The organism is Bacteroides sp. AF25-38AC, assembly GCF_003602995.1.
GTDB lineage: Bacteria > Bacteroidota > Bacteroidia > Bacteroidales > Bacteroidaceae > Bacteroides > Bacteroides uniformis.
The window spans coordinates 1-14,845 of record NZ_QTMD01000052.1 but is presented as its reverse complement, the minus strand read 5'-3'; the positions used below and the strand labels follow the sequence as shown (position 1 = coordinate 14,845).

The following is a 14,845-nucleotide window of genomic DNA, read 5'->3' as shown; positions in this document are numbered from 1 at the left end:
GCAAGCCTTCCTTCATCTTGGCAAGGTCATACATTTCACTAGACATATTGGTCTGCGCAAAAGCGCTGCCTACTCCCATCAAAAGGGAGAATAAACCTACAAAAAACTTTTTCATCATGGTATTCTTCATTTTTCAAATTATGTTTTTCATCAATCTATCGGTTGTCACTTTCTTGTGGCATCCGACTTCCTTATCTTCTCCTCCAGTATCCGCGCCAGCCTGCGTGCCACTTTGGGATGCTGTTCATACACATTTGTGGTCTGGTATGGGTCTTCCTCCAAATTATAAAGCTGCACAGAGGGTGCATCCGGCTTTATCCGGGCATTTTCTATATCGCTGTTCACCCGATGGGTGAGCTGGAAAGCGGATGCCCCGCCCAAGTCATGGTCACCGACATTCTTTCCGGTAAATCCGCCGCTGTTTTGCGCCGGAATATAGACCCACTTCCCTTTGCGAATGGAAAGATGGCTCTTTTGGGAAGGACAGATAATAATATGGTCCCGAATCATTTTCCCGGGATTTCCGATAAGGGCAGGAAGCATATTGAAACTGTCCGGCCCGTCCTGCTCCTGCAATTCATATCCTGTGAGGGCAGCCAAAGTGGCAAGCATGTCAACATTGGACATCAACTGGTTGGATACGCTGCCCGCAGGAATCCTACCCGGCCAGCGGGCAATCATAGGAATGCGATGCCCGCCTTCCCAAGCTCCGAACTTGAAACCAAGAAGCTTGCCGTTGATATGGTGTCCTGCCTTCCAAGCTCTCTGCCCTCCATGATTCAGCATTCCTCCGTTGTCACTGGTGAAGATGAGCAGAGTATTTCCCGCCAGCCCTTCCTCATCGAGGGTACGCATAATCTCGCCTACCACCCAGTCCAATTCATGGATTGAATCACCGTAAGGTCCTGCCTCACTGGTACCTACAAAGCGTTCGGCCGGTGTAAAAGGATGATGGATGTTGGTGGTAGCATAATACAAGAAGAAAGGTGAATCCTTATGTTCCTTTATCCACTGCACGGCCCGGTCTTTCAAAGTAGTGGCTACAGCCCTGTCTTTGTACAAACGGTGCGCAGCCGTGGCTCCACCAATAGAGTTGATACCGAATTTTTCATCGAACTCCTCCGTTTCTGCCCTCTTGCCTCTTACAAACGGGTCGTTGGGATCATAACCCACCACATGATGGTTCTCCACATAAACAAAAGGTGGATGACTGTTGAGAATAGGCACACCGAAGTAATAATCGAATCCCAATTCAAGTGGTCCGGGAGCCAGTTCCTTGTTCCAGTCCATCTTTTCGTCCGTACGAAATCCAAGATGCCACTTCCCCACGATGGCAGTGGAATAGCCGGAACGTTTCATCACATCCGCAATTGTGGTGCGTGCCGTATCAATTTGCAGAGTCTGATTCAGGAAGATTGCCCCCCAAATATCCTCACGGCAAGGATATTGACCAGTCATCAGTCCATAACGTGAAGGCGTGGAAACAGCCGAGGATGAATGAGCATCCGTAAAGCTACGGCCTTGCGATGCCAGACGGTCTATATTGGGAGTCTTGACCTTGGTGGCACCGTAACAACCAATGTCGCCATAGCCCAAATCATCAACGTTGATAATGATTACATTAGGCTTGACCTCAGTGGAAGCCGGAGATTGCTGCGCGACGGCAGGCAAAGCGCTGAATCCCATCCCTACTGTGAAGGAGAGAGACCCGGTAAGTAATTTGTGTTTCATATTTCACTCAATTTATCGGTTAATACAACATTATTAAGAATAGAACATCAATGAATCCTGAATATCTTTATCCCATTCAAGAACGTCATCCCTTTCACCGCCTCAAAGTTCACCGTAAGGTTTCCACCGGTTACGGCAACATGCAGTTTCTTGGATATGCAACGGTTCCCGCCTACTTCTATCGCCGGAGAGAAATGATTCAGCCAAGGTCGGTTGTTGACAGAAACATTGAAGACACTGCCGCGGAAATCGGCATTGTCTAGGGTAGCGACAGCTCCCAAATCGTAAGTCACCCGCTCGGAACGTGCGTTCAGGTCAGCAAAAAGAAGTTCCACTTCATAGTCGCCGTCGGGCAAGTCGAAGCGATAGGCCTTGATGTCCTTGCGTTTGGTCTGGAGCAAAGGAACATTACGGGTGTCTTTCACCTCGGCAGTGGTTCCGATACGTCCCGGAGAACGGCGGAAAATCTCTCCACCTATGTAGCCCCAACTTCCAGGAGTATAAGCTTGGTCGGGAAGCCAGCAAAGATCACTCTTGTCATCCGTAAAGAAACAGTTGCTGCCCACGTTCACTGCAAGTTCCAGCTGTCCGGAGCCGACTGCCGCGATATGGCGAGGCTGCATCTTCACAAAAATGTCCGAAACCTGCTCCACCTTCTTCCCATGGCAGATACCTGAAGCCACAAGCGTGTTTCGCCCCGCAACGAGAGGCACTTGCCACACTGCATGGCAATTCTCGATGCCTTGCACGGAGAGCTTCGTGCCGTTGACAGACAACTCCACCTTATCCAGATTGGAATACACTTTCACCGGATGTTCCACCGCTTCACCGTCCGAAACCACAGTCCGATGCTTCCAGTCATCCACAGCAATGTGCAGCACCGGAATATCCTTGCGCAGGAATGCCTGGAAATAATAGAACACATCTTTAGGACGGCGGTCATTGTACATCAGTCCTTTATTATTGATATGCGGCGTAGCCTCCTGGCGACTGGCAGAACTGAAATCAATGAAGTTCCACTCCGTGGCGCCCACTATGAACGGTCGCTTCATGATAGCGGGCAGATAGTATTCGAGGTACAACTGCTGCCATTGCATGGAGAAATCGAATATCTGCGGATCGAGCGACTGCAAGCGCGGGTCGGAACCGGCACCGAACTCACTGATTATTAACGGACGGTGCGGGTATTTACGATACTCTTCGTCCACAAAGCGGTCGAAAGACTTGAAGTCGTTCTCATACCAGCCCTGATAAAGGTTCCAACCGGAAATGTCGGTGATATTGCTGAGACCGATTTTATTGTAAATCTGATTGCCGTGGTAGGCCATCGTACTCAGACGGTAGGGGTCTTCCCTCTTCAGAGTTTCCTCCAGATGCCGGGCAAGCGCCAAGGTATTCTCGTAGAAACCGTTGAGCCGTTGTTTCTTCACCCGATACTGCAGCTGGATAACAGCCTCGTTCATATACCCCCACATAATGACGGACGGATGGTTGTAATGCTGGCGAATCATTTCGCGCAAGGCGCTTGTGGCATTCGCGCGGAACTCGTCACCCAAAGCTATCAAATCTACTACCGGAATCTCCTCCCATACCAGCATGCCGAGTTCGTCGCAAGCACGCAACACGGCATCGTCCTGTGGGTAATGTGCCAGACGGACAAAGTTCACACCCATGTCTTTCAGCAACTGCATATCCCTGCGGTGCATCTCATCCGAAAGCGCTATGCCCATCGGCATCTGGTCCTGATGACGGCAAGCTCCCATAAGTTTCAGGGGTTCCCCATTCAACTTGAAGCCTTCCTGCGCATCCACGCTGAACCAGCGGACCCCCAAAGGGACACGTGTCTCATCTTTCAACACCTTGCCACGCACATCTTTCAAAGAAACTTTCACGCTGTACAGATAAGGGGAATCGGGCGACCACAACTGTGGCTTTTCCAACTGTAACCGTTCCTCGAAGGCGAACGCCCCGTCGGCATCTATCCGGACGCTGCGCAAAGATTGGGCTACGGTCTTCCCATCTGTATCCAGCACCTCGACGTCCAACTTCAACACCGCACGCCGCACATCACGGTTCACCAAAGTCCCACGCACACTGATTTCTGCCCTATCCTCACTCACGGAAGGCAAATCGACATAAATGCCCGTAGAGGCATAGTCGGTAAGGCTGATGTGCTGCTTTGCAGCACTGATGAGCCACACATTGCGGTAGATGCCGCCAAAGATGGTGAAGTCGCCGGACAAAGGAGGTATCCGGTCGTTCTGATTATTGACGTGCACCATCAGCAGATTCGGGGCATCGGTCCTTACTTTATCCGTAATGTCTACGGTAAAGGCAGAGTAACCTCCTTTGTGGGTAGTGAGCAGCTCGCCGTTGAGGTACACATCTGCCAGAGAATTGACACCATCAAATTTCAGGTAAAGCTGTTTATCCCGCATCTGCGCGGCATCCGTACGGAACTCTTTCTTATACCAGGAAGAAGCCCTGCGGTAGTTACGGGTAGAATAGGCATCCGCATTCCAGGTATGCGGCAGATGTACCTGCTGCCAACCTTCTTCATGGCGTTGCACTTCCTGCAACCGATTGTCATCACATGCAGCATAATACCAGCCGTCATTAAAACTCTGAACCACCCGCCCAGCATTGACAACCGGGTACATGGTGGACAGACACAATATTAATAAAAATATTTTCTTCATGTTTTTCAATAGATCATATTATCTTACACAAGTCAAGCAAATACTGCAAGAATACTGCATATAGTTTGCAGTGGCACTGCATCACTTTTGCAATGACGCTGCAACACCTTTGCAGTAGCGCTGCAAAACGTTTGCAGTGAAAATGCAGACAATATGCAGCAACAATGCCATCTCAACGCAGTGGCTCGAATGCTGCATATTGCCGCCTTGGGAATCAGTTAGAGTAACTTGAACGCTGCTTTTTTTACGTCCCGGCAACTTCTGCCAATCATCACCTCAAAGTCACCCGGCTCGCATACAAAATCAAGATTGTAGTTGTAGAACTTCAGCAATTCGGGGGTAATCTTGAAAGATACTTTTTTAGATTCGCCGGCTTTCAGGAAAATCTTTTCAAAGCCTTTCAACTCTTTCACCGGACGGGTTACACTTCCCACAAGGTCACGAATATAAAGTTGAACCACTTCTGCACCGTCTCTCTTGCCGGTATTGGTCACAGTCACGGTAGCAGTCAGTTCGCCCTTATCCGTCATGCTAGTCTTGTCCAAAGCCACGTCGCTATAAAAGAATGTGGTATAGCTCAAACCGAAACCGAAGGGATAAAGCGGTTCATTGTCTATGTCTATATAGTTGCTGCGGAATTTCTGGAACCATGCACCGTCGGCAAGAGGGCGGCCCGTGTTCTTGTGGTTGTAGAACAAAGGAATCTGTCCCACGCTCTTCGGGAAAGTCGTAGTCAGCTTTCCGCTCGGGTTCACATCACCAAACAGTACATCGCCGATGGCAAAACCTGCCTCACTGCCCGCAAACCATACATTCAGAATGGCCGGCACGTTTGCCTGCTCCCAGTTCAGTACCAGCGGACGACCGGTAAACAGCACCAGTACCACAGGTTTTCCCGTTTTCAATAATTCCTGTAACAGTATGCGTTGGGTGTCCGTCATTTCAAGATTCGTGCGGCAACTGCTCTCTCCACTCATTTCCGAAGACTCACCGAGCGCAGCCACAATAACATCCGATTTGGCAGCCACGGCAAGAGCCTCGTCCAGCAACTCCTTGTCCGAACGATTGTCACGGTGTAAAGAACGTCCGAACATAGTGGCACGTTTCTCATATTCGGCATCACTCATCAAATTACAGCCTTTCGCAGTCAGTATTTCGGCTTTACCGCCTGCTACCGCCTTCAAACCTTCAGCCAAAGAAGTAGCATTCTTCAATACGGCAGCCACACTCCAAGTACCCGGCATATTACTGCGGCTGTCTGCCAACGGACCTACCACAGCAATAGTGCCCTTCTTGGCCAGCGGAAGCACATTACCCTCGTTCTTCAGCAACACCAAGCTCTCCGAAGCAATCTTACGCGCAACGGCACGATGCTCTTTGGTAAAGATTTGCTTCTTGGCACGCTTCACATCACAGTATTTATAAGGATTATCGAACAAGCCCAACTTGTACTTAGCTTCCAAAATACGGCGACAAGCCGCATTAATAGCTTCTTCTGTCACTTTTCCTTCTGTCAATGACTTCTTGAGCGTACCTACAAATGCATCGCTCACCATATCCATATCGACACCAGCATTCAGCGCCAACGCGGCAACAGTCTGCGTATCGCCCATGCCATGGTCGGTCATTTCTGTAATTCCGGTATAATCTGTCACTACAAAACCGTCAAACCCCCACTGCTTACGCAATACATCCGTCATCAACCACTTGTTTCCAGTAGCGGGAATGCCATCGACCTCATTGAAAGAGGCCATCGCACTTCCCACACCGGCATCAACCGCCGCTTGATAGGGCAACATGTATTCATTGAACATGCGCTGATGACTCATATCTACTGTATTATAGTCACGTCCTGCCTCACCGGCACCATACAAGGCAAAATGCTTTACACAAGCCATAATCTCATCATTACGGTTCATATCCTTTCCCTGATAACCACGTACCATGGCCTGCGCAATGGCTGCTCCCAGAAACGGGTCTTCACCGTTGCCCTCGGACACACGCCCCCAACGGGCATCACGGCAAATATCCACCATCGGACTGAATGTCCAGCAAATACCGTCAGCACTGGACTCAATGGCTGCAATACGTGCCGATTCTTCAACCGCCTTCATATCCCATGTACACGACAATCCCAAAGGAATGGGAAACACCGTTTCATATCCATGAATAACATCCATACCAAATAAGAGAGGAATACCCAAACGACTTTCTTCAACCGCCTGCTTCTGTACATCGCGGATACGTTCCACGCCTTTCAGATTGAAAAGCCCGCCCACTTCACCGGCACGAATACGTTTGGCCACATTACTACTTTTAGCCTGACCGGTCGTAATCTCACCGGTAACCGGCAGATTCAACTGACCTATTTTCTCTTCCAGGGTCATCTTCTTCATTAAATCGTCGATGAAACGATCCATATCAACCGGAGATTTCTGTGCATACGCACTAACGGCAGTAAACACCAACAAGACTAAAAATAATTGTAACTTGAAAAGTAAATGCTTCATGTTTTTCATGCTTTTAATTGATAGAAATATTATTTTACTGCAAATAAAAGAAAAGCATGCGACAATCTCCACATCCCGTACTACAACAAAAGTACAACCATCACTAAAAAACAAAAGAGGAAGTACAATATTAGTACTTCCCCCATTAATATTTCACTGTAAAGCAGCTATTTAAAGTTTATAAGAAAATCAGTCAGACTTTCTTCCGGAAGCAGATTGAATTTCTTGCGCAACCGGTATCTTGCAGCATCAACCCCACGCGTGGAAATGTTGAGCAACTTCGCTATCTCCTTTGTCGGCATATTCAAGCGAAGCAATGCGCAAAAGCGCAAATCTCCTGAAGTCAAATCTGTATATTGAAGTTTCAGATTACGGAAGAAGTTTTCGTGTATACGGTCAAAATTAGCCTGAAACATAGTCCAATTCTCTTCATCGGACACTATATTGCTATTAACTAAAGTGAGCAGCTTATCCAAGTTTTTACGGCTATACTGTCCTAACAACTTTTGCCGCTGTATCTCTTCTTTCAAAGAAATCAGAAATTCCTGATGAGCAATATTTGTCATTACCACACCGGACAACTCCTTGCTTTTAAAACGCAAATCGGCCTCAAGCTGCTCCTTTTCCAACTCAACAATCTTCTTCTCCTGCCGCTCAAGCTCTGCCTGATGGGCTACGCGCTGCCGTTCAATCACACGGTCTTTCTTTTTCTTCACGAAACGGTAGACCAGATATTGCAATAAAGCCAACAGACACAATCCTGCCAAGATATAACTTCCCACAGCCCAATAAGACAAATACCACGGACGCAAAATCTCAAAAGGAAGCTCTACCGATGCCAAAACTCTATCGGTATCATATATCTCTGCCTGAAAAACATAACTTCCATAGGAGAGCCGAGAATACTTCTTCTGCAAATAGCGTCCACCCGGCACCCATTGGTCAGAATATCCTTCCAACCGATACCTTACCTTATAAGTATAATTACTATAAACCGGATAACACAATGTAAAATTCACCGTATTAAACTCAGGCTCCACCTTGGCTCCCGGCTGCACGACCAATGTTTTCCGCTTACCACTGAATTCATCAATGACCCGCATTCCCGAAATCCATAAAGAGCGTCTGACCCGAGATTTATATAACGAGGAACTGTCCGTCTCAATACGGGCAATGGCATTGTTCAGGCAAAGATAGGAACAGCCATTCCTCACGTCATAAGCCACGCTTCCCCGTTCTTCCACCGTCAGACCGTCAAACAAAGAATATGGAATCCGGAGTTCGATATTGAAAGTATTTATCGCACACTTCACTAAATACACTATCCTATCACCCACAAACCAATAGTAATCTCCGTTCGCACGACTCACTGTCTTGATTCCCTTCAATTCCATCAATTGTTCATTCATTGTTTCATAGGGAACAATCGAATCAGTCATATCTTCGTAAGTATAGAAATATTCCCCATTAGAAAAAACTACCCGACCATTGATTTTGAACAAAGTAAAACTCCCACCTTTCACTTCTCCCAGGCCCTCATACTTCCGTACATCCTTTACCTGCTTCATATCCGGATCAATCCGAAAACGATACAAACCATTCCTTAAGTGTTTCGCCCAGATATTCCCTTGATGGTCCACCTCTATGTGACGGACCATATGACTGAATCCACGCAGAGACCGGATAAAACCATATGCTCCCGAAGTATCTTCCGTATATAGATTTAAAAGCGCATAAGTTCCTTCCAATAAAAAAGATTCTTCCTTCGATTCAATCTTTTCCATACACATCCCTCCCTTTACATCAGATACCAACTTTGACTTCAACCCCGATATAAGGAAAGTTCCTTTGTTATGCCCGCAAAAAATCTGTTTTCCCCATTCATCGACGAACCACGCTTGTTCTTCCAAACCCGGAACTAATTCAGTCTTTCCATCCTTAAGCCAATAAAGTCCCTGATTAGAAGCAATATAAGCTTCATTTTCCCTTACCAGAACATCATATACCATGCCTATTTTACGAAATGGAGGTTCATAATAATAGATTAAAGAATTGTTGTGTATATAGGCAATACCTTCATCCAAAGCTGTCCATATATTGTTGTCATCATCACAATATAATCTCAAAACAGTATTGTTCTGTAGTTTATTATCCGTATTGACCTTCCAAATCAGCTTTCCTTTTTTATCCAACGCATATATACCATCGGATATTGTGCCAACAACGTAGCAACTGTCTTTGGTCATCACCGCACGATTAATGGTATGCTTCCTGAATATATCATCACATTCGGTTTCCCATTTTTCTACCCTCCCATCTCGATAGAGGAGAAAACCTCCCTGATTACGGGTAAGCATTAAAACGGCATCATCATAAGGAAGCCCAGCCAAGACATCGCTATTTCCAAATACCTTTCTGGGAATAAGTTCTTCCATTTTCCTGTCGGAAAAGACACAAAGTCCACCATTTATTCTTTGAGAATAAAAAGTATTTCCAACCTGAAATAAGTTCAGCGGAAGGCTCTTCACCCGAATACCTTCCACAGAATTTCCATTATAAAAAAAGAGAGAACCAAACGATTGAAATACAATTTCCCCTTGAACGCAAACAATGTTCCAGATTTCGTCGTTATGAAAAGTAAAGTCCTTCACCTCATCTTTTAGCGAGTGATATTCAAGGGTATTATAAGGAGTACGGACAAAATAACCGAATTCTTCGTAAGAGCCTACATAAATTCTTCCATCTTCACTGATATATATAGCACGCACAATTCCTTTTGTCGGTAATTCATACAGCCGCCAAGCACTTCCATCAAATTCCAACAGCCCACTGTTATTACCGAAATACATCACTCCTCTTTCGTCTTGAGCAATGGCCCAATTCTGAATACCGGCATTATAATCCGACACCGAATAGTTCCTCACTATAGGAGAAAAAGGTATGGGTGAAGCTTGCAGCAAACTACTGAAAACCAAAAACAAGAGAAACGTTATTGCAATTCTCATGAGTACTGTTTATAGGTATTTACCAGCAAAGATAAAGCTTTTTGCGTTTTCGTAAAAACAAAATCGCAGATTATCCTCTTTTATAGAAAGATAACCCGCGACAACTGATAACTCACTTTATTAATTTTCAGCCGTTTTCTGTTTTCCCAAAGGAATAGAAACCCCCAAGTAAGCATTGACATTCTTCGTATTCTTGCCAAAGAACATATAATCTGTTCCTGCAAAGAAGGAACCCAGCTTCAATGCCAGACCGAAGGTTTTACCAGCTCCTTGAAGTACGGAATAGCTGGCAGCTACATTGAAAGCATTCGTCGGACGGATGCAGGCAGAGAAAGTCAACTCATTCAAAGTTTTCGGTTTGGCAAAACGACCGGTATACAAGGCACCCACTACCAGCCAATCATTCAATAAGGCATATTCAGCGCCAAGAACCATTGTAGAAGTCAATCCACGGGTACGGCTCTTCTCAGAAGCCTCCTCCGTCTTGAGCTTCAACATGTCATAGTTAAGAATCTCGCCGCTGTTCACAATATTCATGAACTCCTGCTGCGAGGCCGGGTCAAGAAGATCATAAGTCTGCTCTGCATTGGCTCGCGCTATACTGGTATTCGATTTAGACCATTTGATAAAACCCAAATCAAGAACTGAAGCAGAAAGTGTCAATTTATCCAGTAACTTGTAAGATACTCCCAAATCAATAGCCCCACCATATCCGGCAAAACCGAAACTGCCAAAATCGATTTCATCGATATAATCGCCACTCTCATTCTCGGGAAGCTCCAACAGCTTTGACGAGTTCTCCAAAGTTGCATCCACTTGAATGGAAGCTTTACTCGTCACTCCTGAAGAGCCGACAGAAGGAGTTTCCACATGAATCTGGTTGATGTTCAGCTTTAAGTTACCGATACCCAGCAGCATCTTCACCTTACCACCTACAGCCAGTCGGTCTGTGATATTCCTTGCAAAGCCAAGGCCGACTTCCGCATAGGAATTTATCTCAAGCTTCTGTCCATTAATGGTTTCGTTAATACCCAAATAGTCAGAAATATTGTCACCAAACTCCCGGCTGCTCATGTTATTCATAAACTGGAACATGGTTTTCGGTATGGCGGCACCGATATCATTACGCAACCCCACATTGACTGACCAGAAGTTCTTTCCTTTATACCACCCGGCAGACAGAATGTCGGTACTCAAATTCACATTCAAGTTATTGGTAGCATCCAGTCGGTTCATAAAGTCATTGCTCATGAAATAGTCGCTGTCATCACTGTTCTCAATAATGTCCATAATATCCCTATACCCCAGGGAACTGGAGTTGACGGTAGCATTCAACGAACCTATCACGGGAATATTCAGATAACCGCGTCCCGGCATCAAGGCCGGATTGAGCTGCATACGCTGGTTACTTCCTTCCATAAAGTAGGAAGTGCGCAGGAACTGGGCTTGTCCGGAAAGAGAGAAGCAAAGCAACAATACCACAGACAGCCATACTTTCAGAGAATTCAATCGTTTCATAACCTTGTCAATATTTTCATTATCACCTGCAAAAATATAAAACAAGTTAATACCCTACAAACAACTTAACCGGATAGCCGTGCATAAAAGGCTTATACAGAGACTATCCGGTATAAATTAAGGAGCAAATAAAAGAACCCTCTTAAGAATGCCCTTATACTATTTCATCATAAACATGCTCATTTGCTCTCGTAGCGGTACTCAGAAAAACCGGGGCTGCCTCCTTTCTTTGTTGCAGAGACATTGACGTCACTGTCGGAGCACTCAACATTTCCTTGTATTTTGCCGGAGCAGTCAGTATCTTTACAGCCTCTTTCAAGTCATCATCATCTTTCAACTGCTGGATAATGCTTCCACGCTGGAAATAATAACGCTTGATGATTTCTACCGCAATCATGCCCTTGATGTCCTTGGAGAAATGGTCAAGGTCACGGTCCAGATTATGCGACAATTTTTTCTCCAGCGCTTCAAACTCTTTCGAAGCATCAGTCAGATAGCCCTCAAATTCGGCCATCTCCTTCAGGTTCTTCAGCATCTTCTCTGTCTGTTGGTCGTATTTGAAGTCCGCCTTCTTCACCATCGCCTTGAAGTCCGCATAATCGGCATCTGTAATTTCAAACTTCTCTGCTGAAGGGATGGTAGGATGTTTCAGGCAATAGTCCGTTGCATAATTGAAAATAAGATTGTCATTGACAAGATAGAACAGAATGTTGGGCAGCTTCTCCTGCTTCACCGCAATGTCCGGAGTCACGCCTCCGCCATCACGCACTTCACGTCCGGCAGCCGTATGGAACACGGTAGTAAGGCTGTCCGGAATACGTCCCACACTGCCGTCCTCATTCCGGTGCTTGTAGTCGATAGCCTGCACACAACGGCCGCTGGGAATATAATATTTGGAAGTCGTCAGCTTCATGGTACCACCGTATGGTAACGGACGGGTGGTCTGCACCAATCCCTTACCGAAAGTACGGTTACCGATAATGACCGCACGGTCAAGGTCCTGCAAAGAGCCCGCAAGGATTTCTGACGAAGAAGCCGTTCCGCCATTGACCAGAACAGCCAAAGGAATTTCCAAATCCAACGGTTCACGCAATGTCTTGTAGGTATTGCTGGCTTGCTTAATCTTACCCTTTGTCGTCACAAGTGTTTTTCCGCGAGGCAGAAAGAAGTTGGCTATCTCTATAGACTCATCCAGCAAGCCACCCCCATTGTTCCGCAAGTCAATCACCAACGAAGTCATCCCCCGCTTCTTCAAGTCCAGAAAAGCCTGCTTGAACTCCTTGGAAGGATTCCCCGAGAAGGTGCTGAGATTGATATAACCTATATTATTATCCAGCACCGTATAATAAGGTATGAACGGCAATTGGATGGAACGGCGCACAATGTCGAAATCCAACGGTTTCTCTGTACCGGGACGTTGCACTTTCAGCTTGAAGCTGGTACCCACTTGTCCGCGAAGCATCTCGCTGACTTCCTGGTTGTTCTTTCCGGCAAGGTCTTTTCCGTCAATTTCCATCAAAATATCTCCGGCTTTCAGGCCTACATCGGCAGCAGGCATATTCTCGTATGGCTCAGATATCATGGAACGTTTCAGTTTCGGATTCCAAGTAATCACAGAACCTATACCACCATAGGAATTCTTCAGCATCTGCTCCAATTCGCTTTGGTCATCTTCCGGATAATACTCCGTGTAGGGGTCCAGCGAGTAGAGCATGGCATCAATGCCTTCACGGATAGTCTTGTTCGGATCAATCGTATCCACGTAGAACATATCCAACTCTTTCACAATGGAATTGAATATATCCAGATTCTTTGCTATTTGGAAACTACGGCTATCACCACTCTTAAACCCCCAAAAACAAACGGCTCCCGCTACAATCAGCAAGGCAACCATCCAGCGTATCTTTAAAATTCTTCTCATAATTATGATAATGTGCTAATATGCCAATGTGCCAATGTGCTAATAACCTGCAGCGTAATAGCGAAACAAATATTGCGCAGCCAATTAACACATTGGCACATCAGCACATTAATTAATTAATAAAATTTCTTCCTTGATTTTTTCCCATTGTGCTGCCTGAAGCTCCGTACCCACCACTTGTATCACATCTTTGGAGAGAAGGGAGCCTATCTTGCCACATTTCTCCAGCGAGTAGCCACACGTCAGTCCATACAAGAAACCTGCCGCAAAATAGTCGCCAGCTCCTGTAGTGTCCACCACTTTCTCTACCGGAGCCGCTTGTACCTGCACCATCTCTGTACCTTTGCGAATCAGAGAACCACGGGCACCCACCTTTACAATGGCTATGCTACACATTTTGGCAATGATGTCCAATGCTTCCTCCGGTTCCTTACCCGTAAAGGCCTTTGCCTCTTCCTCATTGGCAAAAACAATATCCACATATTTGTTGACCAACAGAGAGAAAAATTCAAGGTCTCCTTCTACTATATTGTAGCTCGCCATGTCCAAACATACTTGTAAGCCGGCCTCTTTAGCCAGCTCAATGGCACGGAGAATCATATCATGGTCTTGCACCAGATACCCCTCTATAAATAGGTAAGCATATCCTTTGAACATATCCAGCGAAAGATCTTCCGCCTTCAATGTAGAAGCCGCCCCCAAATAAGTGCCGAAAGTACGCTCCCCATCAGGAGAAATGAAAGTAGAGGCTACACCGGACGGAAGGGTAGTGGAAAGCAATAAATTCGCCTCTGTCCCACGTTCCAGCAGGCTATCCCGGAAAAAGTTACCGTAAAAGTCATTGCTTACTTTTCCGATGAATCCCGTACCCGCACCAAGGCATGCCATTGCCCGAATTGCGTTTCCGGCAGAACCTCCGTTAGCCAAGTGCGTCTTCATCCGGCTGAAATACTCACTAATTTTCAAGAACTTATCTTCATCAATCAGCGTCATGCTTCCTTTCGGAAGCTGCATCTCCGTCAAAATATTATCATCTTCAATGATTGCCAGCGCATCGACCAAAGCATTGCCCAACCCAATTATTTTATCCATCTTCGATATTTTTTTTGCAAAGATATTGCATATTTCAAAATATCCTATTACTTTTGCAGCGCATTTGAGAAAAAACAACATTCTTCCTTAGCTCAGTCGGTTAGAGCATCTGACTGTTAATCAGAGGGTCCTTGGTTCAAGTCCAAGAGGAAGAGCGAAAAAAATTGAATGCATATTCTTCCTTAGCTCAGTCGGTTAGAGCATCTGACTGTTAATCAGAGGGTCCTTGGTTCAAGTCCAAGAGGAAGAGCAAAAAGGTTCGTCAATTAGGCGAACCTTTTTTGTTTTCCCACATTATCCCACACAAAAGACGGGTCAACGTAACAATCTGAGGTATTTTATATTTAAGCATATAATTTAGCAAGTCTA

7 protein-coding genes and 2 tRNA genes are annotated in these 14,845 nt (G+C 45.9%); 2 read left to right on the top strand and 7 right to left on the bottom strand.

Going from position 1 to position 14,845, the window contains the following annotated elements; all coding sequences use genetic code 11:
* Positions 1-165 precede the first annotated feature (165 nt).
* From DWY55_RS20815 to DWY55_RS20785, 7 genes are all read right to left on the bottom strand, one after another.
* Positions 166-1,731: a sulfatase family protein gene (locus tag DWY55_RS20815; protein ID WP_081030682.1), complete on the bottom strand. Its 1,566-nt coding sequence runs from the start codon at positions 1,729-1,731 to the stop codon at positions 166-168.
* 47 nt (positions 1,732-1,778) lie between these two features.
* Positions 1,779-4,430 (bottom strand): glycoside hydrolase family 2 TIM barrel-domain containing protein, encoded by a 2,652-nt coding sequence (locus DWY55_RS20810; protein WP_057281417.1) that lies wholly within the window; start codon positions 4,428-4,430, stop codon positions 1,779-1,781.
* Positions 4,431-4,648: 218 nt separating this feature from the next.
* Positions 4,649-6,940, bottom strand: coding sequence for a beta-glucosidase BglX (gene bglX / locus DWY55_RS20805; protein ID WP_057281418.1), 2,292 nt, complete (start codon positions 6,938-6,940; stop codon positions 4,649-4,651).
* A 167-nt stretch (positions 6,941-7,107) separates the two neighbouring features.
* Positions 7,108-9,945 (bottom strand): hypothetical protein, encoded by a 2,838-nt coding sequence (locus DWY55_RS20800; RefSeq protein WP_117879219.1) that lies wholly within the window; start codon positions 9,943-9,945, stop codon positions 7,108-7,110.
* Positions 9,946-10,065: 120 nt separating this feature from the next.
* A complete protein-coding gene (locus tag DWY55_RS20795; protein ID WP_022402170.1) occupies positions 10,066-11,463 on the bottom strand; it encodes a DUF5723 family protein in 1,398 nt (465 codons plus the stop codon).
* A gap of 154 nt (positions 11,464-11,617) precedes the next feature.
* A complete protein-coding gene (locus tag DWY55_RS20790) occupies positions 11,618-13,384 on the bottom strand; it encodes a S41 family peptidase (RefSeq protein ID WP_035447150.1) in 1,767 nt (588 codons plus the stop codon).
* 108 nt (positions 13,385-13,492) lie between these two features.
* Entirely contained in the window at positions 13,493-14,476 is a 984-nt protein-coding gene (locus DWY55_RS20785) for an adenosine kinase (protein WP_022402172.1), read from the bottom strand.
* Between the two features lie 81 nt (positions 14,477-14,557).
* On the opposite strand from DWY55_RS20785, the gene DWY55_RS20780 reads away from it, so the two are divergent.
* Both DWY55_RS20780 and DWY55_RS20775 read left to right on the top strand, forming a co-directional pair.
* A tRNA-Asn gene (locus tag DWY55_RS20780) sits at positions 14,558-14,631 on the top strand.
* Between the two features lie 21 nt (positions 14,632-14,652).
* Positions 14,653-14,726, top strand: a tRNA-Asn gene (locus tag DWY55_RS20775).
* Positions 14,727-14,845: the final 119 nt, after the last annotated feature.

What these genes read in the sequence shown, in the direction of transcription:
- DWY55_RS20815 (WP_081030682.1), bottom strand. Translation starts at nt 1,731, where the DNA reads ATGAAACACAAATTACTTACCGGGTCTCTCTCCTTCACAGTAGGGATG.
- DWY55_RS20810 (WP_057281417.1), bottom strand. Translation starts at nt 4,430, where the DNA reads ATGAAGAAAATATTTTTATTAATATTGTGTCTGTCCACCATGTACCCG.
- DWY55_RS20785 (WP_022402172.1), bottom strand. Translation starts at nt 14,476, where the DNA reads ATGGATAAAATAATTGGGTTGGGCAATGCTTTGGTCGATGCGCTGGCA.
- DWY55_RS20795 (WP_022402170.1), bottom strand. Translation starts at nt 11,463, where the DNA reads ATGAAACGATTGAATTCTCTGAAAGTATGGCTGTCTGTGGTATTGTTG.
- DWY55_RS20800 (WP_117879219.1), bottom strand. Translation starts at nt 9,945, where the DNA reads ATGAGAATTGCAATAACGTTTCTCTTGTTTTTGGTTTTCAGTAGTTTG.
- DWY55_RS20790 (WP_035447150.1), bottom strand. Translation starts at nt 13,384, where the DNA reads ATGAGAAGAATTTTAAAGATACGCTGGATGGTTGCCTTGCTGATTGTA.
- bglX (WP_057281418.1), bottom strand. Translation starts at nt 6,940, where the DNA reads ATGAAGCATTTACTTTTCAAGTTACAATTATTTTTAGTCTTGTTGGTG.